This window comes from Streptomyces sp. NPDC048002 (genome assembly GCF_040653275.1).
Taxonomy (GTDB): domain Bacteria; phylum Actinomycetota; class Actinomycetes; order Streptomycetales; family Streptomycetaceae; genus Streptomyces.
Map to the genome: position 1 here is coordinate 52226 of NZ_JBEZNL010000019.1, position 25656 is coordinate 77881.

Here is a 25656-nt window from a genome sequence, read left to right on the forward strand (position 1 = left end):
CTCAGGCTCCCATCAGAAGCGCGCTGTTGGCCAGTTCGAGGAACTGCCGGGGCGTCTTGCTCTTCTCCGCGTCGGGCGGCATCGGCGTGCCGTAGCGGTTCTCCAGCTCGCCCACGATGCCCAGCAGGGCGAGGGAGTCGATGCCGAAGGCGTCGAAGCCGACGTCGTACTGACGCTGGAGGTCCTCCGGGGCGATGGTGACCCCGGCGGCCTTCTTGATGAGTTCCGAGAGCTCTTCCACGGTGATGCGGTCGCTCATGTCGTTCTCCTTGGTCGAGGGTGGGTGCTCGCGGCGCCCGCTAGGCGCCGTCGCCGGCGCCGAGCCGGAGCACCAGCGCCGAGTTGGACCCCATGAGGCCCCGGCTGAGGACCAGCGCCGTGCGCAACTGGGCGGCACGGGCGCGGCCGGTGACGAGGTCGAGGTCGTGGCAGATGTCGAAGACGTTGGGGGTGGGCGGAATCAGCCCGTGCTCCATCGCGAGCACCGCCGCCGCGGCGTCCAGCACGGGCGCCGCACTGTAGGCGCGTCCGAAGCCGGTCTTCGGTGCCGTGACGGGCACGCGGCTCGCGTGCCCGCCCAGGGCGTCGTGGAGGGCCAGCGCCTCGGCACGGTCGGCCGCGGGGACACCGAACGCGTCGGCGAAGACCACGTCGATCTCCTCGGGGGCGCAGTCGGCCTCGGCCAGGGCGACCCGTACCGCCTGGGCCAGGCCCTCCCGGGACTGCTCCCAGCGGGAGGCACCGGTGAACGTCGCCGCGTGTCCGGCCAGGGTGGCCCGTACGGGCGCGCCCCGTTCGCGGGCGGCGCGCTCCGCCTCCACGACGAGCATGGCGCCGCCCTCGGCGGGCACGAACCCGCCCGCCGAGGAGGCGAACGGACGGTAGGCGCGGTCCGGGTCCTCGCAGGTGCTCAGCTCCTCGTACCCGAGCTGGCAGACCATCGAGTACGGGGCCAGCGGGGCCTCGGTCGCGCCGGTCACCATCACGTCGGTGCCGCGCCGTACCGCCCGCGTCGCGTGCGCCAGGGCGTCCAGGCCGCCCGCCTCGTCGGAGGCGACCACACCGCAGGGGCCCTTGAAGCCGCGGCGGATGGAGATCTGGCCGGTGCTCGCGGCGTAGAACCAGGCGATCGACTGGTACGGCCCGACGTAGCGGCTGCCCTTGTCCCACAGTTGCTGGAGTTCGCGCTGGCCGAACTCGCCGCCACCGGAGCCGGCCGCGGTGACCACACCCACGGAGAAGGGCCGTTCGTCGGTGTCGGGCCGGTCGAGGCCCGCGTCCTGGAGCGCCTGGTCCGCCGCCGCCATCGCGAAGTGGGTGAACCGGTCGGTCTGGACGAGGTAGCGCTCCTCGACCGCGGACGGCGGGTCGAAGTCGCGCACCTCGCCGGCCACCTTCAGCGGCAGGTGCCCGCAGCCCTCACGGCTGATCCGGTCCAGGACGTTGATGCCTTCCCGGGCGGACTTCCAGAAGGTCTCGGTGCTGGTTCCGTTGGGCGCGACCACGCCGATACCGGTGACGGCCGCGCGCCGGGGCTTCGGTTCGCTCATCGTGACGTCTCCCTCGGCAGAGTGAGGATCACCGCGGATTGGAAGCCGCCGAACCCGCTGCCCACGGAGAGAACGTTGTCGAGCTTGCGCTCGCGGGCCACGCGCGGGACGTAGTCCAGGTCGCACTCGGGGTCCGGGGTCTCGTAGTTCGCGGTGGGCGGGACCACCTGCTTGGCCAGGGCCAGCACACAGGCGACGACCTCGATCGCGCCGATCGCTCCCAGCGAGTGGCCCACCATGGACTTGATGGAACTCATGGGCGTGTCGTAGGCGTGCGCGCCCAGGACCCGTTTGACCGCGGCGGTCTCGTGCCGGTCGTTCTGCTGGGTGCCCGACCCGTGCGCGTTGACGTAGTCGATGGCCGTCCCGTCGAGCCGGGCCTGGGCCAGGGCGTCCTCGATGGCGCGGGCCATCTCCAGGCCCTCACTGGTCAGCCCGGTCATGTGGTACGCGTTGCCGAAGGTGGCGTAGCCGCTCAGCTCGCAGTACACATGGGCGCCGCGCGCCCGGGCGTGTTCCAGTTCCTCCAGGACGAGGACCGCTCCGCCCTCGCCCATGACGAACCCGTTGCGGTCGGCGTCGAAGGGACGCGAGGCGTGCGCGGGGTCGTCGTTGTTGGGGGAGGTCGCCTTGATCGCGTCGAAGCACGCCATCGTGATCGGGGAGATCGGCGAGTCCGAGGCGCCGGTGATGCAGACGTCGGCGCGGCCCTCCTCGATCATGTGGAAGGCGTATCCGACCGCGTCGAGTCCGGAGGTGCAGCCGGTGGAGACGGTCTGCACCGGCCCGCGCGCCTCGAACCGCTCGGCGACCGTCGCGGCCAGCGTGGCCGGTGTGAACGCCCGTTGCAGGTGCGGGCCGGCCTGCCGGTGGTCCACGTCCCAGCGCTGCCCGCTGTTGCTGACCAGCACGTAGTCGTGCTCCAGGCGGGTGGTGCCGCCGACTGCGGTGCCCAGGGAGACCCCGACGCGCCACGGGTTCTGAGCGGCGATGTCGAGCCCGGAGTCCCGGACCGCCTCCTCGCCGGCGACGAGGGCGAACTGGATGTACCGGTCGCACCGGGCGACCTGATCCTCGTTCAGCCCGTGCTCCGCCGGGTCGAAGTCGCACTCGGCGGCGATCTGGGACCGCAGCCCGGACGGGTCGAAGAACGAGATCCGCCGCGTCGCCGTGCGCCCGCTGGACAGCAGGTCCCAGAAGCGGGGTATGCCGATGCCGTCGGGGGCGACGACGCCTATGCCGGTGACCGCCACACGCCTCGTCATGAAAGTGCCTGACGGTGCTGGTCGGACGGTCCGCCGCCCACCCGCGCCGGCTCCACGCCGACCGGCACGGGGGCGGTCTCCTCGGTGTCGACGTGGCCGAGCGGCGGGCTCGGCGCGAGCGGACCGAGGTGGAAGACGATGCGCGCCTCCACGTCCCCGACGTTGCGGAAGCGGTGCCGCACGTGCAGCGGGATCAGCAGCCCCTGCTCCGGCCGCAGCGGGTGCGGCTCGCCGTCCAGGTCGACCTCCAGCTCGCCGCACACCACGTAGATGAACTCCTCGGAGTACGGGTGGTAGTGCTCGGCGATGCGGTCACCGGGCTGCACGATGGCCACGCCCATGAAACCGCTGGTGGAGCCGACGGTGGCGGGGGTGAGCAGGGCGCGCAGGTCGCCTCCGCGCCGGGTGTTGGGCTCGACCTCGCTGAGGTTCACGATTCCGGGACTGCTTTTGATCACGACGTACCTCCGAACATGCGCTGCAAGGACAGGGTGGGTGGCCGGCACGGCCGCGGGACCGGCGCGGATCAGGCCTCGGGGGCCTGGCGGTCGGTGACGAGTTCCATGCGGGAGACCGCGAGAGGTCCGGCAAAGCCGCCGGACACCGGGTGCGCCTCGCCGTCGAGGAGCGCGGCCAGCTCGGCCGCCCGGGCGGGGTCCGGCACACCGAGGGCGAGGTCGGGGTCGAGGCCGTCGCGCAGGTCGACCAGCCGCACCACGATGTCGTCGCGCTGGAAGATCGTGCTGCGCAGCACCGGGGCGTTGGGGTCGTCCGCCGCCGCCTCGTCCTGCCGGGCGAGGAACTCCGCCAGGCGCAGCCCCGCGCCCTCGCGGGCCGGGTAGTACAGCGCGTGGCGCACGGCGTCCGGGCTCTCCTGACCTGCCGTCACATGGTGTACGGCGGGCAGCGCGGCGCGGGTGAAGAAGACCCGGGCGGACTCGGGGTCGTCGAGGTCCCGGTCGTGCTCCAGGTAGGGGTTGATGGCCTCCTCGACGGCCCGCACCTCGGGCTGCCGGGCCACGTGGCGCAGCGCGGCGAGCAGGTCGCCGCGCACCTCGATGGCGCGGACCACACGGTTGCCGTGCATGAACAGGGAGGTGCGGCACAGCCGGGTGGTGTCGTCGACGCGCGGGTCCGGCGAGGTGTAGCCGGACAGGATCCGGGCGACGGTCGCCTCGCTGCCGGGCTTCACCGTGAAGGTGAGCGCGTGCCGGATCAGCCCGTCGCCGATCCTGGGCGAGGTCTGGAGCCTGCGCTCCCCGGGCGAGGTGTCCGCCGCCGGGCCGCCGGTCTCGCGCACGATGTGGAAGCGCAGCGACCTGGTGTCCCGCACACAGCTGTGCAGCGGCTCCACCATGTGGACGTGCTCTTCGCTGTTCACCCAGGTGAGGAAGGGCGGGGCGCTCTCCCACTCGCTGGTGATCAGCCACTGCGAGGGGTTCTCGATGGACTGGCACAGCTGGTCGCTGACGTGTCCGGGAACGGACGCGACCTGGTTGCACAGTTGCTCGTACGCCTCCAGGAACTGCTGCTGGGCGCCGTCGTAGACATCGACGAGGAGGACGACACGGAGCCTCGATCCGTCGAAGACGGACTGCGAGACACGCTGCGCCGCCTGTCGCAGCAGCGAGTCCGGAACACGTTCAGAAGTGGTGGTCATCCTGCGCACAGCTCCTTCGCGGGGCCAGGGGAGGGGTGAGGGGCCGACACCGGCCGCGTGGTCTAGACGAGATCCACGTGGTCTAGACGTCGTCGTGTTTTGATCCTCAGCCCGCTCCCGCAAGCGCGCGACTCGGGTGCACTACGCGGGTGACCGGCCCGCCGGCCGGGCGGAACCCGGCTCAGACCAGGTGCGCGAAGACCACCAGGTTGTCGGTGTAGTCCTTGGCCGTCCGGTCGTAATCACCCGCGCAGGTGATCAGCCGTACCTGCGCCCGGGGGGTGTCGGCGTACACGCGATCGCTGGGGAAGTCGTCCTTGCTGAACGTCTCCGCGCTGTCGACGACGAAGTTCGCCGTGCGTCCGTCGGCCCGCTCGACCTGGAACTTGTCGCCCTTCTTCAGCTCGCTCAGTCCGGCGAAGACGGCAGGCGCGGTCGTTGTGTCGACATGCCCGGCGACGATCGACGTGCCCGTCTCGCCGGGGGAGGCGCCCTTGGCGTGCCAGCCGACGAGGTTGGTGTCCTCCGCGGGCGGCGGGTCGAGCTGTCCCGTGGGGCCGATCGCCAGGTCGGTGAAGGGGGCGTCGACCGAGATCTTCGGAATCAGCAGCCGCACGGGCTTCGAGCGCGGCAGGTGCTTCCCCTCCGGCTTCACCGAGGGCGTCACGGCCGGCTGCTCGGCGGGCTGCCCGGCGGGGGGAGTCCGCGGGGCGGAGGACGCGGTGCTCGGCGCGAGGGGAGTGCCGGGCGACGCGGTGTCGGAGGAGGTGTCGTTGCCGCCGAACAGGCTGACGGCCAGCACCACGGCCACCACGGCACCGAGCAGCATCACGGTACGGGATCCCCGCCCGGCGGAGTCCGGGCCGGTGCCGGGGTCGGTTGTGGGAGAGGAAGGGGGGACTGCCATCGGAGACCACCTCACCAGGGCACGGCAGCAGGTCGGACGGGGGAGGGGAAACGGCGAGGGCCGTCACGCGGGGCAAGCGTGACGGCCCTGTCGGCTATCGCGGCCGGCATGGTCAGGCCACGCTTCCGACGGCCTTCTTGCGGCGGACCGTGTACAGACCGGCACCGGCGACCGCGAGGACGGCGAGGCCGCCGGCGGTCACGGACGGCGTGGCGAGCCCACCGCCACCGGTGTGCATGCCGCCGCTGGGCTTCTCGTGCTTCCAGCCGCCGTCTTCCTTACCGCTCCAGGAGCCGCTGTCCTCCTTGCTCCACTCCTTGCTCTCCTCCTTGGTGCCCTCCTTGTCCTTGTACGTCTCGGGGTCGAACTTGGGGTCGGCGTCCACCGCGGTCAGCGCGCCGCCGCCGGTGTGCATGCCGCCACGGGGGGACTCGTGGTCCTTGTCCCACTCCTTGTGGTCCTTGCCCCAGTCCTTGTGCTCCTTCTCCGCTTCCTTGCTGTGGGACGAGCTCTTGTCGCCGTCCCACTCGCCGTCGGCCGCCCAGGCGCCGGGCGCGCTGAGGACGAGGACGGTCGAAGCCGCCGCGGTGGCCAGGAGCATACGAGCAGAGTGCATCTGATGTTCCTTCCGTCGTGGGGCCGGCAGCCGGCGCTTCGTCAGCTGATAGGACCGGCCCTTGACGTGATCCACCGTCAGGCAGCCAGCGCGAGCCCACCACTCAAGAAGGTCACACGGGTGAACCGGCCGGCCGCTCCGAGCCGTCGCCTCCAATGTGTCGACCCGCTCAACACGCCTATTTTCAGGCGGTTTTGACGACAGGTGAGCGCACCCTGATGGGCCGTCCGATGACGCTCCGTCGGGTGACACGGACGGCGGAGGGGGTGCGGGCCCACAACAGAGCCGGCCGACCCCCTCCGCGGGGATCGGCCGGCTGCGGGTCGTTCGGTCAGTGCCGTGCGAGCAGCGTCTCCAGCGCGGCGCGGAGGGCCGACTCGGCGTCCGCGACCGGCCCGGCCGACCGGCACGCCACGAACCCGTCGGGCCGGACGAGGACCGCGCCGTCGGGGGTCGTGCCATGGGCCGCGGCCCAGTCCGCGTCGCCCTCGGGGACCAGTTCGGCGTCGGCGTCCCGGCCGAACCGGTACGACTCCAGCGGGACGGACATCGCCTCGCCGAGGCGGAGTGCGGCCCCGTGCCAGCCGTTCGGGTCGTCGGCGCCGCTGAGCAGCACGAACGACCGCTCGTAGAGGTCCAGCGTGGAGATCCGTTCACCCCGGTGGCGCACCGCCAAGTGGGGGGCCCTGCTGCCGGGTTCGCCGGAGAGGTCGACCCGCTCGGGGACGACCGGGCCGGCGGGGTCGGTGCCGAGAACGGCGCCCTCGGTGTACCGGTAGCCGAGTGCCACGTTCAGGATGCCGCGCTGCGGCCCGCCGGCACCGCCACCGCCCGCGCCGGGCGGCGGGGCGAAACCGGGATGGCTGTGCTCCACGGAGCGGGCGGCCGCACGGGCGCTGGTCGCCTCGGCCACCGGGCGGCGCTCCGCGTCGTAGGTGTCCAGCAGCCCCTCACCGGCCCAGCCGCCCAGGACCGCGGCCAGCTTCCAGGCGAGGTTGTGCGCGTCCTGGATACCGGTGTTGGAGCCGAAGGCGCCGGTGGGTGACATCTCGTGGGCCGAGTCGCCGGCCAGGAAGACCCGCCCCGCGCGGTAGCCGCGGGCGACCCGCTGGGCCGCGTGCCAGGGCGCCCGGCCGGTGATCTCCACGTCGAGGTCGGCGACGCCGATCGCGCGGCGGATGTGCTCCACGCACCGCTCGTCGGTGAACTCCTCCAGCGTCTCGCCGTGTTCGGGGTGCCAAGGGGCGTGGAAGACCCAGTTCTCCTGGTTGTCGACCGGCAGCAGGGCGCCGTCGGCGCCGGGATCGGTCAGGTAGCAGACGATGAACCGGCGGTCGCCCACGACATCGGCGAGGCGCCGGGAGCGGAAGGTGATGCTCACGTTGCTGAACAGGTCGCCCGGGCCGCTCTGGGCGATGCCGAGCTGCTCGCGGACGGGACTGCGGGGGCCGTCGGCTGCCACCAGGTAGTCCGCGCGGATGGTGGTGTGCTCACCCGTCTCACGGCTCTTGACCACCGCGGTGACACCCGAGGGGTCGCTGTCGAAGGACAGCATCTCGGTGTTGTACCGCAGGTCGCCGCCGAGCTGCCGGGCGTGGTCGAGCAGCACCGGCTCCAGGTCGTTCTGGCTGCACAGGCACCAGGAGCTGGGGCTGAACCGGGCCAGTCCGCCGCCCGCGTCGATCTCCTTGAACAGCCACTCGCCCGCGTCTCCGACCAGCGTGGGCGTTTGCAGGATGCCGTGGTTGGCGGCCAGTGTCTCGGCCGCCTCCCGGATGCCCTGCTCGACTCCCGCCGTGCGGAACAGTTCCATCGTGCGGACGTTGTTCCCCCGTCCGCGGGGGTGGATGGACGTGCCGGCGTGGCGCTCCACCAGGACGTGGGGCACCCCCAGCCGTCCGAGGAACAGTGAGGTCGAGAGGCCGACGAGGGAACCGCCGACGATCAGGACCGGGACCCGTAGGGTCGTGGGGTCGGTTTGGTCGGCTCTTTGGGTCATCGCTCGCCTCCAGCGCGTGGTGTCCGCCGACTCGGCCGGGAACGGCCGGGGGCTTCATCCATGCCCCGAGCCACGGGCGGGGGCCCAAGCTTCACCCGCTTAACGCGCATGGTTCGCCGAGTCGGCGGGCAGTGGCCCGCGGCGTGCGACCCGGGGTCAGGTGCCGTGCTCCGACTGGCCGAGGGCGGCGAGGACGCGTTCGAAGCGAGCGTTCATCTGGGCGGCGCTCTGTTCCGGGTGGTGGCGCCACCAGGCCACCGCGGCGCTGACGGCGCCGTACCAGAGATGGGTGGTGAGGTCGGCGTCCAAGGGCTCGGTGGCGGCCGAACCGCCGAGGTACTCGGCGACACCCGCAGCGCCGAGCCGGTTGAGGCGGCGACGGTGGACCGAGGCCGCCGTGTGCAGTGCGGTGCCGGGCGGCAGCGTGGGGTCGTAGACCAGCTCCCAGTCGTGCACGCGTGACTCCAGTGCCACGAAGACCGCCCGCAGGGTGCGCGCGGCGCGCGTGAGGTCGGCCGGACCGTCCTGCGCGGCCTCGACGGCGGTGACCAGGCGGGTGCCCGCGCGGTCGAGACAGGCCAGGTACAGGCCGTCCTTGGAGCCGAAGTACTCGTAGATCATCGGCTTGGAGATGCCCGCCCGGGCCGCCACGTCCCGCGTCGAGCCGCCCGCGTGGCCCCGGCGGCCGAACTCCTCGGCGGCGGCGTCCAGGATCAGCAGCTCCCGGTCCTTGCGGGGCATGCCCTTGGTGCCCACCGTGCGCGGGGCGTCAACCTGCTTGCTCATGCGCTCCATCCTATGCGAAAGTGACCGCCCGGTAATTTACCCAGCGTTCAGATCGGTGGTGCGGACGTGGACGGCAGGACTCGGTCGTGGTGGGGATGGGGGAACGTCGAGGACGCGGTGACGGGCCGCGAGCGCGCCGAACTGACCCGCCGCGCGGCGGAGTTGCTGCCGGACGCCGACCTGACCGCCCACGAGCCGCCGCCCGTCGAGTCCTTCGGAGTCCGCCCCAGTCGGATCCAGGCGCCGCCCGCGCTGGCCGCACTCGCCTCCGAGGACATACGGGACCGGCTCGCGCACAGCCACGGGCAGGCGTTCCGCGACGTCGTACGGGCCCTGCTGGGGCGGTTGCCCCACGTACCGGACCTCGTCGTGCGTCCCACCACGGAGGAACACGTCGTCCAGGTCCTGGAGTGGTGCGGCGAGGCAGGGGTCGCCGTGATCCCCTTCGGCGGCGGTACCTCGGTCGTGGGCGGCGTCGAACCCCGGGTCGGGGACGACTACGCCGGCGTGGTCAGCCTCGACCTCACCTCCATGGACCGGGTCCTCGAAGTCGACACCACCAGCCGGGCCGCGCTCATCGAGGCCGGAGCACTCGGCCCGCACCTGGAGCGGCAACTGCGGCCCCAGGGCCACACCCTGCGCTTCTTCCCCCAGTCCTTCGAGTTCTCCACCCTCGGCGGCTGGCTGGCCACCCGCGCGGGCGGGCACTTCGCCACCCACCTCACCCACATCGACGACCTCACCGCATCACTGCGTGTCGTCACACCGGCCGGCCTCGTGGAGACCCGCCGCCTCCCGGCCTCCGGCGCCGGGCCGTCCCCCGACCGGATGTTCCTCGGCTCCGAGGGCTCGCTCGGCGTCATCACCCGGGCCTGGGTCCGCCTCCAGGACCGGCCCCGGTGGCGGACCGGCGCCTCGGTCGCCTTCACCGACCACGAAGCGGGCGTCGAGGCGGTGCGCGCGCTGGCCCAGTCCGGCCTGAACCCCGCCAACTGCCGCCTCCTGGACCCCGTGGAGGCGTTCCTCAACGCCGGCTCGCCGACCGCCGTCCTGGTCCTCGGCTTCGAATCGGCGGACCACCCCGTCGACGCGTGGCTGGACCGTGCCCTGGAACTCTGCCGCGACCACGGCGGCAGCCTGACCGAGCCGCCTCGCCGCACCGATACGTCGGCCGCGTCCGCGGGCGCGCGCACCGAGGCCGCCGACACCTGGCGCTCCTCCTTCCTGCGCATGCCCTACCAGCGGGACGCGCTCGCCGCCCAGGGCATGATCGTGGAGACCTTCGAGACGGCCTGCACCTGGGACCGGTTCGCCGCACTGCGCGCGGCCGTCGACGCCGCCGCCCAGGACGCGATGCGCCAGGTGGGCGCCACCGGAGTGGTCACCTGCCGCTTCACCCACGTCTACCCGGACGGCCCCGCACCGTACTTCGGCGTCTACGCCGCGGGCCGCTGGGGCGGCACGGTGGAGCAGTGGGACGAGATCAAGCAGGCCGTCTCCGAGGCACTGATCGCGGGCGGCGGCACGATCACCCACCACCACGCGGTCGGCCGCGACCACCGGCCCTGGTACGACCGGCAGCGCCCCGACCTCTTCGCCGCCGCACTGCGGGCCGGCAAGAAGGTCCTCGACCCCGAGGGAATCCTCAACCCCGGCGCGGTCGTCGACCCCGCACGCTGACGGCCCGGCCCCGGCGAGGACACCGGGACCGGGCCGCTCTCACGAGGGGCTCCCCTCTCTACGGAAGGGTCCATTTCTGGTTGGGGCCGGTGTGGCAGGTCCAGAGGTGGACGGGGGTGCCGTCGTTCCAGGTGCCGCCGGATGCGTCGAGGCATTTGGCGGACTGGGGGTTGCGGAGGGTGCCGTCGGGTTGGGGTGTCCATTTCTGGGCGCCGGTGTTGTTGCAGGTCCAGAGCTGGATTCTGGTGCCGTCGGTGGTGGCGCCGCCGGAGACGTCGAGGCATTTGCCGAGGGCTCGGACGGTGTTGTCGGGGTGGAGGGTCCAGTTCTGGGCGGTGCTGTTGTTGCAGGTCCAGATCTGCGCCTTGGTGCCGTCGGCAGTGTTGCCGCCGTCGACGTCGAGGCACTTGCCGTTGACGCCCTTCACCGCACCCGAACGCGGACCGGGCGGTGTGCCGCCCGCCTCGTCGATCCGGATGTCGCGGAACGCGACCTCGTCCCCGTCCCCGTGGTTCTGGATACCGATGTGGCCCTGCCGGAGACTCCGGGCGGGGTCGGTGTTGGTGAAGTCGTTGATCCTGCGGCCGTTGAGGAAGATCTCCAGCCGTTCCCCGGTGACCCGCAGTTCGTACGTGTTCCACTCGCCCGGCGGATTCAGCGCCGCGTCCCGGGCCGCGAGGTCGGCGGACTTGAACCCGTACACGGATCCCGTAGTGCGGTCCGCCGCGTCGGTGGCGTCGATCTGGATCTCGTAGCCGTTGTTCACCGCCGACCACGGGTCGTCGGAGGCGGGGAAGCCGAGGAAGACGCCTGAGTTGTCGTCACCGGCGGCCCGCCAGTCGAGCTTGAGGGAGTAGTCGCCGGTGAACTCCTTCGCCGCGTACCAGAGCATGCCCAGTCCGCCGTGGGAGGTGAGGCTTCCGTCGGCGAGGGTGAAGCCGCCGGGCCCCGCCTGGCGCCAGCCGGCGGTGGACGAGCCGTCGAACAGCGAGGTGTAGCCGGTCTCGGGCCGGCAGTCCGCCTCCGTCATGCCGGAGGCCCAGCGGATTCCGCCCAGCAGATGGCGGCGGAAGGCGGGTTCACCGTACGACTCGTCGGTGTGGCCGCCGCCCGTGTAGAAGGCCCGGCCGCCCTGGTAGTCCTTGCACCAGGCGATCGGGTGGTCGCCGGACATGTTCCCGCCGGAGTAGCTGGACTCGTCCAAGGAGGCCAGCACCCGTGCGGTGGTCCGGGGATTGGTGCGGTAGTTGTACCACTCGTCGGTGCGCTGCCAGGTGGTGCCGAGATGGGCGGTGGCGTCGTGCGCCCGGTCCTCGACCCTGACGGTCGCGGACTGGATGGCCGGGTGGGAGTGGAACAGGGCGCCCGCCAGGCCCTCGTAGAAGGGCCAGCCGTACTCGGTGTCGGCCGCCGCGTGGATGCCGACGTACCCGCCGCCGCCCTTGATGTACTGCTCGAACGCGGTCTGCTGCGTGTCGCCGAGCACGTCCCCGGTGGTGGACAGGAAGACGACCGAGCGGTACTGGGCGAGATTGCCGGTGGTGAAGACCTGCGGGTCCTCCGAGGCGTCCACCGTGAAGTTGTTCTCCGCGCCGAGGGACCGCAGGGCCGCGATGCCGTCGTCGATCGAGGAGTGCCGGAAGCCCGCGGTGCGGGAGAACACCAGAACCTTGTACGCCGGGTCGGCCGCCACGGCCTGCGGGGCGGAGCCGGACACGGCGTTCCCCGCGTCGGGCATCGCCCCGGCCGCCTGGGGAGTCAGGCAGAGCACGAGCCCGGTGACCAGGCCGAGCAGGGCATTGAGTCGCCTACGCATGTCGAGTCGCCTCCTCTCTACGGAAGGGTCCATTTCTGGTTGGGGCCGGTGTGGCAGGTCCAGAGGTGGACGGGGGTGCCGTCGTTCCAGGTGCCGCCGGATGCGTCGAGGCATTTGGCGGACTGGGGGTTGCGGAGGGTGCCGTCGGGTTGGGGTGTCCATTTCTGGGCGCCGGTGTTGTTGCAGGTCCAGAGCTGGATTCTGGTGCCGTCGGTGGTGGCGCCGCCGGAGACGTCGAGGCATTTGCCGAGGGCTCGGACGGTGTTGTCGGGGTGGAGGGTCCAGTTCTGGGCGGTGCTGTTGTTGCAGGTCCAGATCTGCGCCTTGGTGCCGTCGGCAGTGTTGCCGCCGTCGACGTCGAGGCACTTGCCGTTGACGCCCTTCACCGCACCCGAACGCGTCGTGCCGCCGGACGTGGTGAAGGAGAACTCGTCGACGTCGAACAGCGAGCCCGCCCCGCCCTTGAAGACGAGGTAGAGCCGCGTCGAGCCGGCGGGCTGGTTGGCCAGGGCGGCCGTCACGTCCTGGAAGGTCTCCCAGCCGCCGGTCACCGGCACGGTCGCGGTGCCGAGCAGGGCGCCGGTCGTGGACCCGGCCCGTACCTCGATGGTGCCGCCCGCGCCCGCGGAGGACACCCGGGCGGTGAACTGCGTGGTGTTGTCGAGGGCGTACGGCGAGAAGGAGATCCAGTCGCCGTTCTCGATGTGACCGACGGTCCTGCCGCCGTGTGCCGGGGCGTGGCTGACCACCTGGACTCCGGCGGAGTCGCCGTAGTGCTCGGCCTGCCGGTGGGAGGGCTGGGCGACATGCTGGTCGTGCGTGGTCAGCGCGGGCTGGTCGTTCGCTCCCTTGTCCGTGTACTCGGCGTCGATGACACCGAAGATGTTGGCGTTGGGGTCGTGCTCGCCGTCGGCCAGGGTCTGGAGGGTGCCGGCGCAGCCGGTGGCCGAGGTCTGCGGGTGGCCGTGGCTGTCGTGACCGACGATGAACGAGACCTTCACCTTCGAGCAGTCGATCGTGCCGTCCTCCGGGTCGGTGACCGTCACCCGGAACGGGATCGCCGCCCCGAAGTCGTAGATGCGGCCGTCGTCGGGCAGGTCGATCCGCACGCTCGGAGCGGTGTTGCCGACGGTGATCCGCACGGACGCGGTCGCGGACTTGCCGGTCGGGTCGGTGACCTTCAGCGTGGCCGTGTACTGGCCGTTGGCCGTGTAGGTGTGCGAGGGGTTCGCCGCGGTCGAGGTCCCGCCGTCGCCGAAGGTCCAGGCGTGGGAGAGCGCCCCGCCGTCCGGGTCCGAGCTGCCGGCCGAGGAGAAGGACACCGCGAGGGGCGACGTGCCGGAGGTGACGTTCGCCTTGGCCTGCGCGACCGGGGCGAGGCCGTCGGTGACGTGCTCGATGCGGTACAGGGCGGAGTTCTCGTCGCCGTTGAAGTAGCCGGTGCCGTAGTCCAGTACGTACAGGGCGCCGTCCGGCCCGAAGGCCATGTCCATCACCTGGGTGCCGCTCCAGGGGACGGGGTTGACGGACTGCACCGTGCCGTCCGCGCCGGCCTCGATCCGCTTGATCCAGCGGCGCCCGAACTCCCCGGCGAAGAAGTCGCCGTCGTACTCCTGCGGGAACTTGACCTCGGAGGTGGAGGCGGCGTCGTAGCGGTAGACCGGGCCGCCCATCGGTGACTCGGATCCTCCGCCGAACTCCGGTACGGAGCCGCCGTTGTAGGGGATCCAGGCCGGCCGCGCCGGGGGCAGGTCGGTCAGGCCGGTGTTGCGCGGTGAGGTGTTCCTCGGCGCCGCGCAGTCGAACCTGGCGCCCGAGGTGCCCGCGGCGAAGTCGTAGTCCGTGTACGCGTCGTTGCCGCCGGTGCAGTACGGCCAGCCGTAGTTGCCCGCCTGCGTGATCCGGTTGAACTCGACCTGGCCCTCGGGTCCCCGGGCGGCCTGCGCGGTTCCGGCGTCGGGGCCGTAGTCGCCCAGGTAGACGATGCCGGTGGCCCTGTCGACGCTCATCCGGAAGGGGTTGCGGAAGCCCATCGCGTAGATCTCCGGCCGCGTCCTCGCGGTGCCCGGCGCGAAGAGGTTGCCGCTCGGGATCGCGTACGTACCGTCCGCGTTGACCTTGATGCGCAGTACCTTGCCGCGCAGGTCGTTGGTGTTGCCCGCGGAACGCTGGGCGTCGTAGGCCGGGTTACGGGAGGCCCGTTCGTCGATCGGGGTGTAGCCGTCCGAGGCGAACGGGTTGGTGTCGTCGCCGGTCGACAGATAGAGGTTGCCCGCCGCGTCGAAGTCGATGTCACCGCCGACATGGCAGCAGATGCCGCGGGAGGCCGGAACGTCGAGGATCTTCCGCTCGCTCGCGGTGTCCAGCGTGCCGTCGGTCCTGAGCACGAACCGGGACAGCCGGTTGACGCCGTCGAACGGCGCGAAGGCGGAGGCCGTCCCGTCGGAGGGGGCGTCACCGGCCGGGGTGTCGAGTTTCGGTGCGTAGTAGAGATAGACGAAGCGGTTGGAGGTGAAGGCCGGGTCCACCGCGATGCCTTGCAGGCCCTCCTCGTCGTGGCTGTACACGTCGAGCCTGCCCGCCACGGAGGTGTCGCCGTCCGCGTCGGTGAGCCGGACGGTGCCGTCGCGGGAGGTATGCAGGACCGAACGGTTGGGCAGTACGGCGAGGGTCATGGGCTCGCCCGTCTCGGCCACGCCCTTGGCGAGCGTGATCTGCTGGAACTCCACGGCCGCCGCGTCGGCGCCGTCGGCCGGATCGGGCGGTGCGGCCGACGCCGCACCCGGAGTGAGGCAGCCGACGGCACACACCAGTGCCAGGGTCAGCGAGCGGATGAGGCCGGGTCTGAGCAGTCCTGTGCGCACAGACGTCTCCCGAGGTGTGGGGATGTGACGGCGGGACAAGGACCTGTCCCGCCGCGGGGAGAACCGGCGCGCGCCGTCGCGCCGTGGAACGAACGTCGAACGAACCGGGCTTCATGCACATGACCGGTTCATTTCAAGGAAGTTAGCGGCCTTGGTTCCGGCGCGTAACCCCTTTCGCGCCGGAACTCTCGGCTTCTTCCATGATCAGGACAAAGTCGGTGACGGGCGGAATGGGTGGCGCCGAGCGTGCTTCGAATGCGCCGAGTGGGGGACTTGGAGGTCAGGCCGGGTTCGGCGGCGTGTCCCCAGGGGGCCGGCCCGGCCAGGCTCCCTCGGTTCTGCCCATGTGCCCGGGGAGCCGAGCAGAGTCGTCAGGGCGGTCCGCCCTGCTCGCAGACGCGCCGCGCGACCTCGCGGAGCTTGACGTTGTTGGTCTGCGAGTACCGGCGCAGGACGTCGAACGCCTGCTCCTCGGTGAGGTTGTGGCTGCCCATGAGGATGCCCATGGCCTCGCCGATGGTGTGGCGGGTGGACAGGGCCTGTTCCATCTGGGCGTGCGAGCGGGCACTGGAGAAGGCGACGGCGGCATGGGAGGCGAGCAGCCAGCCGGCGAGTTCGCTGGTCTCGGTGAACGCCCCGGGGCGGGACGAGTAGACGTTCAGGGCGCCGAGTTCCTCGTCCTCGGTGTACAGCAGGAAACCCATCATGCTGCCCACGCCCAGCTCGCGTGCCTGCGGGGCGTAGGAGGGCCAGCGGGGCTGGTCCTGGGTGAAGTCGCGGATGCGGAACACGCGTTCGTCGGTCTCGGACTGGGCGACGTCGAAACAGGGGCCCTCACCCAGCCGTTCCTGCAAGCGGTCGCTGGCCACGACCAACTGCTCGGTCGGTGCCAGGGTCTGGATGCTGTCGCCGTGGAGCACCAGGATGCCGGCCGCCTCGCAGCCCTCCACCAGCTCGACCGCGGAGGCGGTGATCCGCTCCAGCGTGTCGGAGAGCGACCTTTGCGACAGCAGGTCCCGCGCCATCGAAGCCATCTGCTGTGCGAAGTGCGCCCAGTCCATCGCCCCTGCCACCTCCTGCTCGGCCCGCCCGGCCCGCGTCCCCGGGCCGTGGCGCAAGCTTCGCAGGATCGAGGCGGTTCCGGGCGCGGTTGCCCGCCCGTGTCCTCACCCGCGGTTCCCCGGGTCGGAGCAGGTCCGACCCGGGGACGCCACGTCGTGACTGCCGTGCCGGCGATCACCAATAGTGACGGCGGCCCGCGACCGCGTGCCCCATGGAGCCCATGATCCACAGGACGGCGCCGATGACGGCCAGGATGAGCCCGATCGTCCACAGGATCGATACGCCGGTGATGAAGCCGATGACGAGCAGGATGATGCCGATGAGCAGCATGGCCGCCTCCTACGTGAAGTGGTGCCGATACCGCAGTGATCCGAATCGGCCCGGTTCAAACACGCGGTGCCGCCGGCGGTGGGCCCGCCCCGGGCTGCTTGCGGGCGGGCTGCGGACCCCGCCGGCCGCGACCGCCCCTCAGCCGGCCTGACCGGTCGGCATGATGGTGACCTGCTGAAGGTTCACCCGGGGCGGCAGCGCGGCGATGAAGCCCACCGTCTCCGCGACGTCCCGCGCGGTGAGCCACTCCATCGACTCCCGGGAGCCCGCCAGCCAGTCCAGCGCGCCCTGGTCCGTGACGTGGTGCTGGAGCTCGGTGCCGACGATCCCGGGCTCCAGCGCCGAGACCCGCACCCCCCTCGGCCGACGCACCGATGTGCTGGCCTCCAACCGGCTCGCCCGCGCCGTCCTCACCGACTTCGACGCGCTGCCCGCCACCCGCCGCAACCTCGCCCGCTACCAACTGCTCGACCCCGACGCCCGGGAACGCGTGATCGACTGGGAGCGGATCGCCGCGGAGACGGTCGCCGTCCTGCGCTTCGAAGCGGGCCGCTACCCCGACGACCGCCGGCTCGCCGACCTGGTGGGCGAACTCGCCGTCAAATGCCCGGAGTTCACCACCTGGTGGAACGACCACAGAGTCCTGCGCCGCACCCACGGCGACAAGCACTACCGCCATCCCCTCGTCGCGGACATGCACTTCGCCTACGAGTCCTTCCAGGTCCCCGGCGACCCGGAACAGACCCTGTGCGTCTACAACGTGGAACCCGGCTCCGAAACCGCCGAGGCGCTCCGCGTCCTGGCCGGCTGGACGGCCCCGGCCATCACCGCACCGGACGCCTCGCGGCCCGGGTGACACGGTTCGGTGGCCGATCGAGGGTGGTGCGGGCGGCGCGCGGCTGACAGGCTGAGGCCCGTGATCGTCAGAGTGAGTGAGGCACGGGTGCGCCCGGAGCGGTTCCAGGAGTTCCACGACATGATCGTCACGGCGGTCCGTGAGTTCCCGGAGCGCCACCAGGGGCTGCTGGACCACGAGGTGCTGGTCGCGCCACCGCACTCGCTGCTCTACGTCAGCCGCTGGCGCGCCGAGGAAGACCTCGTCGCCTACGCGGGCGAAGGATGGCGCGATCAGCCCGTGGTCCTGCCCGGCGAGGACGAGTACCTCCTCGCTCCCCTTCGGGTGCGGCACTTCACCCTCGCCCCGCTGAACTGAAGCGACCGCGGGTGCCGCGCATCCGGTACCGCCACGGGAGTGGAAGTAGGGGGTGAGCTCCCGTCCCGTGGTCCCCCCGAGCCGGGGCGGGAGCTCACCCCTCACCCCGCTGCGCGCCCGGTGTAGGTGTGGACTCCCGGGCCCGCGACGGTGGGTTCACCGCCGGGTACCTGGATCTCCGCCTCGGTGCCCGGGGGGATCTCCACGGTCAGAGTGAGGTGGTCGCCGTGCCGCCGCCACTCCGAGCGGATGGTGCCGTGCAGGCAGTCGTGGCGGGCCGCCGCCGAGGTCAGGCCCCCGCCGGGGCGGGGGGCGATGACGAACCTCCGGTAGCCGGCGGACGCCGCGTCGGGGTTCCGCGGCAGCCGGATGCCGGCGACGTACTGGTGGAGGAACGAGACGACGGCGCCCTTGCTGTAGTGGTTGTAGGACATCTTGGGGTGTCCGTCCCCGTCGACGCCGTCCCAGTCCTCCCAGATCGTTGTCGCCCCTCGGTCGATCATCGAGAGCCAGGACGGTGAGGTGTCCTGGGTCAGCAAGGCGTGGGCGACGGACGTGCTGCGGGCAGGCCATGGTGACCGCCACCGAGCGCCATCTCGCCGAGCCCGGCCTGATCGAGCTGTTCGTCCTCACCTCCGCCGAGGCCGCCGACCCCACCGGCGCCGCCCACGCCCTGTTCGCCGAGCGCTATCAGCGCGCCGTCGACGAACTGGCCCGCCTCCTGCGGTTCGGCGTGGACGGGGGGACCCTGCGTGCGGACATCGACTGCGTGGCCGTCGCCCGTGAGTGCATCGCCGTCAGCGACGGGCTGCAGCTCCAGTGGGTGATCTCGCAGGGGGCGCTGGACCTGGTCGGCGCCGTGCGGCTGCACGCCGATCGCATCGCGCGGACCGTCACGCCCGACGGGCGGGGACTGTGAGGCGGGGAGGGGTTTCGGGGGCCGAGGGGTCGGCGGCCTCGCGGGGTCGCTGAGCCCCGGGCCTCCGGCTTCTGCCGCGCCGGCGGATTCGCGGGGTCTCTGATGCCCTGGGCCTCCGGCTTCTGCCTCGGCGACGGCCCGTGGGTTACAGCCCTGGGCCCTCGGCGTCGTCCGTCGGTGACCCCCAGGGCTTCGCCAGGATCTCCCGCAGCGCGAGCACGCTCGCCTGTCCGATGCGTGCCGCCAGCCGGCGCTCCAGGTCGTCGAGCAGCGCCGTCGCCTCCTCGTGCGCCCTGCGTCCGGCCGCCGTCCGCCGGATGAGCTTCTGGCGGGCCGAACCGGGGTGGGGTGCCTGTTCCAGCAGTCCGGCCGCCACCAGGCCGTGCGCCGCCTGATGTGCCGTCTGCCGGGTCACGCCCATGCGCCGGGCCAGCTCGGAGACGGTCGTGCCGTCCTCGTCGAGCACCGCGAAGAGCTGGAGCTGTGTCATCGACACCGGCTCGGTCCGCCCCGCCTCCAGCGCGGCCAGCAGCCCCTCCTCGAACCACCGGCGGGCCTCACCCAGTAGCTGCGGCAGATTTCTGCGTCCGGCGTCCATGTGCTCCTCACCTCTCGAAGGCGAGAACGAGCATAGGTCTTGCCCTGCCCGCGAGAATTATGTCAGGCTGCCTGACATTCCCCGGAGCCGCCGCAGGAGAAACCATGACCATCGAGTACGCCACCCGCTACCGCCGTGCTTCCCGGATCCCTCCCGAGCCGGGCAAGCCGTACTTCATCGAGAAGGGCATGGGTGACCGCGCGCACCTCTTCACCGACCTGTTCACCGTGTACGCGGGCGGCGAGCAGACCGAGAACTCCTTCAACTTCTTCACCTGCGAGGGCCCCAAGGGCGACACGATCCCGGCCCATATGCACGCCGACACCCACGAGGTGTTCTTCGTGACGGACGGCGCAGTGCGCCTCTTCGTCGAGGACACGGCCGGGGAGCAGTACGAGAAGCTGCTCACCAGCGGTGACTTCGGCTTCGTGCCCAAGAACTGCCCGCACGCCTACCGCATCGAGCGCCACGGCAGCCGCATCGTCGGCGTCGCCGCCGGCCCCGGCGGCACCTTCGAGCGGTTCTTCGAAAAGCTCGGCACGCCCGTCGAGGCGTTCGGCCTGCCCGAGCGTCCCTTCGTCCCCGAACCGCAGAAGTTCGCCACCGTGCCCACCGAGCACGACGTGAGGTTCCTGCCGGGCCACCAGTGGCGGACCTCGTGACCGCCCCGGTGGATCTGCGGACCCTCATCGCCGCGCCCCCGCCCGATCGGGCTCCGCTGCCACCGGCCGCCCCCGCCGGCCCCGGCGTGCGGCTCCTGCGCGGTGTGCCCTACGCCGAACGGCCCGGCGTCCGCCCCCTGGAACTGGACCTGTGGCTCCCCGAGGACGCGGTCACGCGGCCTCTGCCGCTGGTCCTGTTCGTCCACGGTGGCGCCTGGCGCAGGGGGCGCCGTGAGGACATGGGTTACCGCATGCGCCACTGGCGTCCCGGCCCGTTCGCCCGCATCGCGGCGGCCGGGTTCGCCGTCGCCTCGGCCGACTACCGGCTCAGCGGCGAGGCCGTGTTCCCCGCACCCCTGGACGACCTGCGTGAGGCGCTCGCCTGGATCGCCGAGCGCTCCGGCGAACTCGGCATCGACACCGCCCGCACGGTGGTCTGGGGTGAGTCGGCGGGCGGCCACCTCGCCGCGCTGCTAGCACTGGCCGAAGACACACCCGGCGTGCGCGGTGCCGTCGTCTGGTACGCGCCCAGCGACCTCACCCTCGACGGTGACCGGACGGACAGTCCGGAAGCACTGTTCCTGGGCGCCGCCCCCGCTGCCGTGCCCGAGAGGGCGGCGCAGGCCAGCCCGCTCCACGGTGTCCACGCCGCCGCTCCGCCGTTCCTCCTCGTGCACGGGGAGAACGACACGATGGTCGACTGCTCCCACAGCCGCCGGCTGGCGGCCCGTCTGACCGAAGCGGGCACCGAGGTCGCACTGCGGACGGTGCCGGGCGCGGACCACGTGTGGCACGGGCTGCCCGACAGCGAGGTGGAGGACATCTTCCGGGACTCGCTCCAGTGGGCCCTGCGGCAGGTGTGACCGCGTCCGTGTCGGTGTCCGCCGGGGCCGGGGCCGGGGCGTGGCGGGGCCGGGTTCGGTGGCGGGTGAGGTGAGGCCCATCCGCGCTCCCGGCCCGCCCCGGCCGATCAGCGGACGACGTCGAAGACCTGCTTCTGCAGCCCGTTGGCGTACGCCTCGGACTCGACCAGCTTCAGCTTCTGGGTGTCCTTGTCGGTCCCGCTGAACAGCCGCTTGCCCGCGCCCAGCAGCAGCGGGAAGACGAGCAGGTGGTAGCGGTCGATGAGGCCGGCGTCCGAGAGGTTCCGGTTCAGGGTGGCGCTGCCGTGCATGATGATCGGGCCGCCCTCGGTCTCCTTGAGCGCCGCGACCTCGTCGAGCGAGCGGAGGATCGTGATCTCGCCCCAGTTCGAGACGAGGTCGTCCTCGGTGAGCGTCGTGGAGACGACGTACTTCGGCATGACCTTGTAGTCGGCGAAGTCCTCCATGTCCGGCCACACGGGGCTGAACGCCTCGTAGCTGGTGCGGCCCAGCAGGATCGCGGACGCCTCCTTCTGCTCCCGGTCCTTGATCTCGAACGCCTCGGGGAGGAACTCCACATCCTTGAAGGTCCATCCGGAGTTCCGGTAGCCGGGCTCGCCGCCCGGGGCCTCCACGACGCCGTCCAGGGAGATGAAGGCGGAGCTGATCAGGGTACGCATGTCATTCCTCGCTAACTCGTATCGGTTTGCTCGTCGTTCGGCCGTCGCGTGCTCCGGTCGAACGTCATGTCAGACAGCGGGCCGTACGGAAACTCATCGGCCTCGCGTGAAGAAGTTCTCGCGCCGCCTCGGAGGCGCGGCCGCGCGACTCCGCCACAGGTAGTTGACCCCGCCCTCCACACCCCGCGCCACCGGAATGGGTTTGACGCGGGTGAGGACGCGTAGGCATAGTGATCCCGCGAGACGATACGGATCGTCTCGTTAGATCGGTCTGGTGAACGGAGGGGAGCCGTGCAGGACGTCCCGCTCACTCGGGAGCGGCCGCCCCCTTCGCGTCCGCGGGCGTGTAGACGAGCACCACGACACCGGTGTCGAGGACCTCGGTGCGGACGTGCTTCAGGCGGTCCTGGAAGCCGTCCGCGGCGAGCGAGCCACCGCCCGCGATCACCGGATGCAGCCAGAAGTGGATCTCGTCCAGCAGTCCGTGCGCCAGCAGGGACTTGGCGACGGGCCCGAAGCCGTACATGAGGATGTCGCCGCCCGGCTGCTCCTTGAGCCCGGCGACGGCCTCAACTGCCCTGTCCCGCGGGAAGACCGTGGTGGCGCCCCAGTCGCCGCCGGTGAGGGTCGAGGAGACGACGTACTTGTCGATGCCGTTCATCCGGTCGGAGAAGGCGTCCGCGCCGGCCCGCCGCGACCACGCGGACTCGAAGTTCACGTAGGTCTCGCGGCCCATGAGCAGGGCGTCGGCGGCGAAGAGGAGCTTGTGGGCGTACCGCTCCAGGTCGTCGCTCCAGTAGTCGAAGGACCACTGGTCGAGCTTCTCGATGTCCCCGTCGAGGGACAGGTACGTCGAGTTGATGATTTTGCGCATGACGGTTCGGCTCCTTGGCGGGAGAGGAATCCCGGGGACCTGGTCGACCGGTCGAAAACGGGGCGGCCGGTCGGCAAAGAATGAATCAAGTTGCCTGCTCGCGGCAGGTGTTGGAAGATTTCGCGCCGGTCGAGCGCGGTCACCCCAGCATCGGGGCGGGGGAGGCGGCCGACAAGGCCGGAAGCGAGCACGCTCCGTTGAGCGTGGCTACACGACGAGGAGACGCATGCTGGAACGACTGGAGCTGGAGGCGTTCCTCACGCTGGCCGAGGAACTCCACTTCGGCCGGACCGCCGAGCGTCTCCATGTCACGACCAGCCGGATCAGCCAGACCATCAAGAGGCTGGAACGCCGGGTCGGCGCCGATCTGTTCGTCCGCAACAGCCGCAGCGTGACGCTGACCGAGGTGGGCAAGCAGCTCCGGGAGGACCTGCTGCCCGCGTACGAACAGATCGGCCTCGGGATCGCACAGGCCATCGCCTTCGGACGCGGGGTGACGATCAAGGGCGTGCTGCGGGTCGGCTGGTCCGCGCCGTGGTGCGGGAACCTGATGGTGCGGGCCGCGGAGGTGTTCCGCCTGCGGCACCCGGAGAGCGAGGTCGAGTTCGAGATCGGCGAGGTCCAGCTCTGCGATCCGCTCGGCGGGATGCGCGAGGGGCGCGTCGACGTCCAGTTGACCGAATTCCCCATCGCCGAGCCGGACATCACCACCGGGCGGCTGGTGTTCTCCGAACCGCGCTCCCTCATGGTCCCGGCCGACCATCCGTTCGCGTTCAGGGAGTCCGTCTCGATGGAGGACCTGGCCGACGCGGTGCTGGTCACCCTCGCCGACGAACGCATCCCCCGCTACTGGATGGACCGCTACTTCCCGCGCCGCACCCCGTCCGGCCGCCCGATCCCGCAGGGCCCCGCGACCAACTTCTGGCCGGAGGTCCTGGTGCACGTCGCCTCCGGCACGGGCGTCAGCACGGTCGCCGCACGCGCCGAACACTTCCACGCCCGGCCGGGGTTGACCTTCGTGCCGTTCCGCGACGCCCCGCCCATCGAGTACGGCCTGATGTGGCCCACCGCGGGCCGCAACCCTCTGCTTCCCCCCTTCCTGGAGGTCGTCGAGGAACTCGCGTCCGCCCCGGGACCGTGATCCTTTCGGCCCGCCCTCTGGTCAACGCGCATAGAGCGCGGGCACCATGCTTCCCGCACCACCTGCACGTCCTTCGACCAGCTCAACCAGGCCACCGCGCAAGGGGCCCAGACCCTCAAGCGCGCCAGCGGCTGCGCCCTGAACATCACCGGCGGCACCGAGACCGGCCATGCCTCCGGCACGTACTCGCACTGGAACGGCTACAAGCTCGACTCGCCAAGCACACCTGCGTCGGCACCTACATCAAGAACACGTTCACTTACCTCGGCCTGCGCGGCGACGGCGCTCCGCAGTGGCGCTCCGGCTCGGGCAACATCCACGCCGACGAGGGCAACCACTGGGACGTCACCCATGACAACTGCGGCGGCTGCTGAGCCCGTTGGGCCAGCCACGTATGAACGCCGGACGGGTGCTGCGCGGGCGGCTGCCGATGCTGTCGCCCGCGGAGGCCATTCAGTCCGTTGCGGGCCCGTCCTCGTCGGTCGGCGTCAGTTGCGTCAAGGCGCAGCGCCAGCGCTCGCCGTCCCAGACGAACACGTCGGTGGCCCACTCGTCCGCGCTGAACGGATCGCCCCGGTAGGCGCCGCTGTTGGTGCCGTGGGTCGTCACCAGTACGGTCGTGTCGGACAGCGACACCACGCGCTCGACGTCGAGGTTCATCGTGTCGTGGGTCAGGTCACCGGAGGCGACCAGTTTGAGGAAGGTCGAGCCCGGTGTGATGCCGTTGCCGGCGACGAACGTCCAGTCCGAGGTGGTGAAGCGGGCGATGGCCTCGGCATCGTTGGCGACGAGGGCGGCGCACCAGTCGTCGATCAGGGCGGCGAACGTCTCCCGGTCGGCCCTCGGCGCCGAACCCTCGCCCCGGTAGGTGCCGAAGCTCCACAGGTTTCCCTCGATGTCGCGCACGGTGAAGCCGCGCGACCCGTAGTCCTCGTCGACCAGCCCGCGCACGGTCTCGGCACCGGCCGCGACAGCCCGCTCGAACAGCGCGTCGGGGTCGTCGCAGACGACGTACACCGCGTCGTTGCCGGGAGCACGCTGCCCCCCAGGCGGACTCGTCCTTGGCGGCCGACCCCAGCATCACGCCGCCGCCCAGCATCACGCCGCCGCCCAGCGGCAGACGCAGCTCCGCGTGCTCGACGACGGACGGGTCGTCCTGGCGGGCGTACACCGCGCTCTCCCGGAAGCCGAACGCCTCCGTGAGGAATCGGATCGCGGCACGTGCGTCACGGTAGGTGAGACACGGCCAGAGGGTGGTTGTCGTGGTCTTGTCGGTGGTGTTCATGGTTCGACGATCCCGCGTCGTGACCGGAGCTGTCTTGGACGGATGGAACATCCCCCGCGAGCAGCGCGGTCGGAGTGCACCCGGCCAGTGAGACGAAGTCCCGGGTCAGGTGGGACTGGTCGTAGTACCCGCACGCTGCCGCGACCTGGGCGATCGACACGAAGGGCGGGGAACTGCGCAGCATACGCTGGGCCCGCTCGAACCGGACCACCCGGGCGGCGACCTTCGGTGACAGACCGAACTCGCTGCGGAAGCGGCGGGCGAGGTGCTGGCGGCTCCACCCGCTCTCCTCGGCGAGGTCGCCGACGGACACCTCGCCGCTGGAGGCGACCACCGTCTCCCACGCGAAGCGCAACTCGGGTACCGGCTCCCGATCTCCGGCCAGCCGGCCGAGGACGGTGTCACAGACGGCGAAACGCCGCTCCCACCCGGCGGTGCCCTGGAGCCGCTCCCACAGCTCTCGGCCGACGGGCCCGACCACGTCGGCGAACTCGACGGACATGTTCCACAGCGCGCCCGCGGGCAGGCCGAACAGGGCCCGGCTCCCGAGCGGCGTCAGCTCCACGGTCACGCCCTCCTGGTCGCCCCGGTGGGAGATGAGCGCCGACGAGACTTGGAGACCGCTCAGCACGCACCCGTAGTGCTGCGGAGACTGCGCCGGATCCGTCTGGGCCACCACGTCGATGTCGTCGCCGATGCTGACGATGAAGGTCATGTACCGCGAAGGCAGGCCGCGGTGCAGCGCCGGAGGGAACCCGGTCAGCCGGTAGCCGCAGTAGCGCTCGATGAAAGGGCGCAACGGAGGAACCGGCACGGCCGTCACCCATTCCTGGGACCGTTCCACCATGCCCAAAGTCTACGGCCGATCCCTCCCGCGGCTCCGGGC

The 25656-nt window shown here is 71.4% G+C and carries 27 protein-coding genes and 2 pseudogenes; 8 read left to right on the top strand and 21 right to left on the bottom strand.

All coding sequences use genetic code 11. The features are described 5' to 3' along the window. Window position 1: 1 nt before the first annotated feature. The 9 genes from AB0E07_RS23020 to AB0E07_RS23060 form a co-directional block, all read right to left on the bottom strand. Window positions 2–259 (bottom strand): acyl carrier protein, encoded by a 258-nt coding sequence (locus tag AB0E07_RS23020; RefSeq protein ID WP_362255125.1) that lies wholly within the window; start codon window positions 257–259, stop codon window positions 2–4. Window positions 260–299: 40 nt separating this feature from the next. Beyond that, entirely contained in the window at window positions 300–1550 is a 1251-nt protein-coding gene (locus AB0E07_RS23025) for a beta-ketoacyl synthase N-terminal-like domain-containing protein (protein WP_362255127.1), read from the bottom strand. Beyond that, entirely contained in the window at window positions 1547–2815 is a 1269-nt protein-coding gene (locus tag AB0E07_RS23030; protein ID WP_362255130.1) for a beta-ketoacyl-[acyl-carrier-protein] synthase family protein, read from the bottom strand. The genes AB0E07_RS23025 and AB0E07_RS23030 overlap by 4 nt, the downstream gene beginning before the upstream one ends. Next, window positions 2812–3273 carry a cupin domain-containing protein gene (locus AB0E07_RS23035; RefSeq protein WP_362255133.1) on the bottom strand — a complete coding sequence of 154 codons (462 nt, stop codon included), beginning with the start codon at window positions 3271–3273 and terminating at the stop codon, window positions 2812–2814. The genes AB0E07_RS23030 and AB0E07_RS23035 overlap by 4 nt, the downstream gene beginning before the upstream one ends. Before the next feature lie 68 nt (window positions 3274–3341). Next, on the bottom strand, window positions 3342–4475 hold the full coding sequence (locus AB0E07_RS23040) for a SchA/CurD-like domain-containing protein (protein ID WP_362255136.1): 1134 nt from the start codon (window positions 4473–4475) through the stop codon (window positions 3342–3344). Between the two features lie 181 nt (window positions 4476–4656). Beyond that, a complete protein-coding gene (locus AB0E07_RS23045; RefSeq protein WP_362255138.1) occupies window positions 4657–5382 on the bottom strand; it encodes a class F sortase in 726 nt (241 codons plus the stop codon). Window positions 5383–5494: 112 nt separating this feature from the next. Next, a complete protein-coding gene (locus tag AB0E07_RS23050; RefSeq protein ID WP_362255141.1) occupies window positions 5495–5998 on the bottom strand; it encodes a hypothetical protein in 504 nt (167 codons plus the stop codon). Between the two features lie 331 nt (window positions 5999–6329). Next, a complete protein-coding gene (locus tag AB0E07_RS23055) occupies window positions 6330–7997 on the bottom strand; it encodes an FAD-dependent monooxygenase (RefSeq protein WP_362255144.1) in 1668 nt (555 codons plus the stop codon). Window positions 7998–8153: 156 nt separating this feature from the next. Beyond that, window positions 8154–8783, bottom strand: a complete 630-nt coding sequence (locus tag AB0E07_RS23060) for a TetR/AcrR family transcriptional regulator (protein ID WP_362255147.1) — start codon at window positions 8781–8783, stop codon at window positions 8154–8156. Window positions 8784–8849: 66 nt separating this feature from the next. Here AB0E07_RS23060 and AB0E07_RS23065 point away from each other — a divergent pair, with 66 nt between their 5' ends. Next, window positions 8850–10463 carry an FAD-binding oxidoreductase gene (locus AB0E07_RS23065; RefSeq protein ID WP_362255150.1) on the top strand — a complete coding sequence of 538 codons (1614 nt, stop codon included), beginning with the start codon at window positions 8850–8852 and terminating at the stop codon, window positions 10461–10463. Window positions 10464–10521: 58 nt separating this feature from the next. Here the strand turns inward: AB0E07_RS23065 and AB0E07_RS23070 are convergent, their stop codons facing one another. The 5 genes from AB0E07_RS23070 to AB0E07_RS23090 all read right to left on the bottom strand — a co-directional run bounded on the left by AB0E07_RS23070 (window position 10522) and on the right by AB0E07_RS23090 (window position 16889). Continuing rightward, window positions 10522–12279, bottom strand: a complete 1758-nt coding sequence (locus AB0E07_RS23070) for a ThuA domain-containing protein (protein ID WP_362255152.1) — start codon at window positions 12277–12279, stop codon at window positions 10522–10524. A gap of 17 nt (window positions 12280–12296) precedes the next feature. Then, window positions 12297–15143 (bottom strand): PQQ-dependent sugar dehydrogenase, encoded by a 2847-nt coding sequence (locus AB0E07_RS23075; RefSeq protein ID WP_362255155.1) that lies wholly within the window; start codon window positions 15141–15143, stop codon window positions 12297–12299. A gap of 371 nt (window positions 15144–15514) precedes the next feature. Then, complete coding sequence (locus AB0E07_RS23080; RefSeq protein WP_362255372.1) at window positions 15515–16204, bottom strand: GAF and ANTAR domain-containing protein; 690 nt, start codon at window positions 16202–16204, stop codon at window positions 15515–15517. A gap of 175 nt (window positions 16205–16379) precedes the next feature. Further along, on the bottom strand, window positions 16380–16535 hold the full coding sequence (locus AB0E07_RS23085) for a DUF6131 family protein (protein ID WP_362255158.1): 156 nt from the start codon (window positions 16533–16535) through the stop codon (window positions 16380–16382). A gap of 138 nt (window positions 16536–16673) precedes the next feature. Continuing rightward, window positions 16674–16889 (bottom strand): hypothetical protein, encoded by a 216-nt coding sequence (locus tag AB0E07_RS23090; RefSeq protein ID WP_362255160.1) that lies wholly within the window; start codon window positions 16887–16889, stop codon window positions 16674–16676. Here AB0E07_RS23090 and AB0E07_RS23095 point away from each other — a divergent pair. Continuing rightward, entirely contained in the window at window positions 16852–17391 is a 540-nt protein-coding gene (locus tag AB0E07_RS23095; protein WP_362255163.1) for a hypothetical protein, read from the top strand. The two genes, AB0E07_RS23090 and AB0E07_RS23095, sit on opposite strands and share 38 nt — an antisense overlap. Window positions 17392–17451: 60 nt before the next feature. Beyond that, window positions 17452–17748, top strand: a complete 297-nt coding sequence (locus AB0E07_RS23100; RefSeq protein WP_362255166.1) for an antibiotic biosynthesis monooxygenase — start codon at window positions 17452–17454, stop codon at window positions 17746–17748. 101 nt (window positions 17749–17849) lie between these two features. Here AB0E07_RS23100 and AB0E07_RS23105 read toward each other — a convergent pair whose 3' ends face one another. Next, window positions 17850–18119, bottom strand: a complete 270-nt coding sequence (locus AB0E07_RS23105; protein ID WP_362255374.1) for an alpha-L-rhamnosidase C-terminal domain-containing protein — start codon at window positions 18117–18119, stop codon at window positions 17850–17852. Window positions 18120–18137: 18 nt separating this feature from the next. Then, a pseudogene (locus AB0E07_RS23110) lies at window positions 18138–18299 on the bottom strand (hypothetical protein); the annotation flags it as partial. A 20-nt stretch (window positions 18300–18319) separates the two neighbouring features. Between AB0E07_RS23110 and AB0E07_RS23115 the strand changes: the two are divergent. Further along, on the top strand, window positions 18320–18667 hold the full coding sequence (locus tag AB0E07_RS23115; RefSeq protein ID WP_362255169.1) for a TetR family transcriptional regulator C-terminal domain-containing protein: 348 nt from the start codon (window positions 18320–18322) through the stop codon (window positions 18665–18667). 145 nt (window positions 18668–18812) lie between these two features. Here AB0E07_RS23115 and AB0E07_RS23120 read toward each other — a convergent pair whose 3' ends face one another. After that, complete coding sequence (locus tag AB0E07_RS23120) at window positions 18813–19265, bottom strand: MarR family transcriptional regulator (RefSeq protein WP_362255172.1); 453 nt, start codon at window positions 19263–19265, stop codon at window positions 18813–18815. A gap of 104 nt (window positions 19266–19369) precedes the next feature. On the opposite strand from AB0E07_RS23120, the gene AB0E07_RS23125 reads away from it, so the two are divergent. Together AB0E07_RS23125 and AB0E07_RS23130 are read left to right on the top strand one after the other, a co-directional pair. After that, window positions 19370–19927, top strand: coding sequence for a quercetin 2,3-dioxygenase (locus AB0E07_RS23125; RefSeq protein ID WP_362255175.1), 558 nt, complete (start codon window positions 19370–19372; stop codon window positions 19925–19927). After that, window positions 19924–20790, top strand: a complete 867-nt coding sequence (locus AB0E07_RS23130; RefSeq protein ID WP_362255178.1) for an alpha/beta hydrolase — start codon at window positions 19924–19926, stop codon at window positions 20788–20790. The genes AB0E07_RS23125 and AB0E07_RS23130 overlap by 4 nt, the downstream gene beginning before the upstream one ends. A 107-nt stretch (window positions 20791–20897) precedes the next feature. On the opposite strand, the gene AB0E07_RS23135 is transcribed toward AB0E07_RS23130, so the two are convergent. Together AB0E07_RS23135 and AB0E07_RS23140 are read right to left on the bottom strand one after the other, a co-directional pair. Continuing rightward, window positions 20898–21470, bottom strand: coding sequence for a dihydrofolate reductase family protein (locus AB0E07_RS23135; RefSeq protein WP_362255181.1), 573 nt, complete (start codon window positions 21468–21470; stop codon window positions 20898–20900). A gap of 307 nt (window positions 21471–21777) precedes the next feature. Next, a complete protein-coding gene (locus AB0E07_RS23140; RefSeq protein WP_362255184.1) occupies window positions 21778–22344 on the bottom strand; it encodes a dihydrofolate reductase family protein in 567 nt (188 codons plus the stop codon). 226 nt (window positions 22345–22570) lie between these two features. On the opposite strand from AB0E07_RS23140, the gene AB0E07_RS23145 reads away from it, so the two are divergent. Continuing rightward, window positions 22571–23485, top strand: coding sequence for a LysR family transcriptional regulator (locus tag AB0E07_RS23145; RefSeq protein ID WP_362255187.1), 915 nt, complete (start codon window positions 22571–22573; stop codon window positions 23483–23485). 48 nt (window positions 23486–23533) lie between these two features. Continuing rightward, window positions 23534–23859 (top strand): annotated as a pseudogene (locus tag AB0E07_RS23150) (hypothetical protein); the annotation flags it as partial. 79 nt (window positions 23860–23938) lie between these two features. On the opposite strand, the gene AB0E07_RS23155 reads toward AB0E07_RS23150, so the two are convergent. Continuing rightward, complete coding sequence (locus AB0E07_RS23155) at window positions 23939–24502, bottom strand: DUF4440 domain-containing protein (protein WP_362255190.1); 564 nt, start codon at window positions 24500–24502, stop codon at window positions 23939–23941. 209 nt (window positions 24503–24711) lie between these two features. Further along, entirely contained in the window at window positions 24712–25617 is a 906-nt protein-coding gene (locus tag AB0E07_RS23160; RefSeq protein WP_362255193.1) for a helix-turn-helix domain-containing protein, read from the bottom strand. Window positions 25618–25656 lie beyond the last annotated feature (39 nt).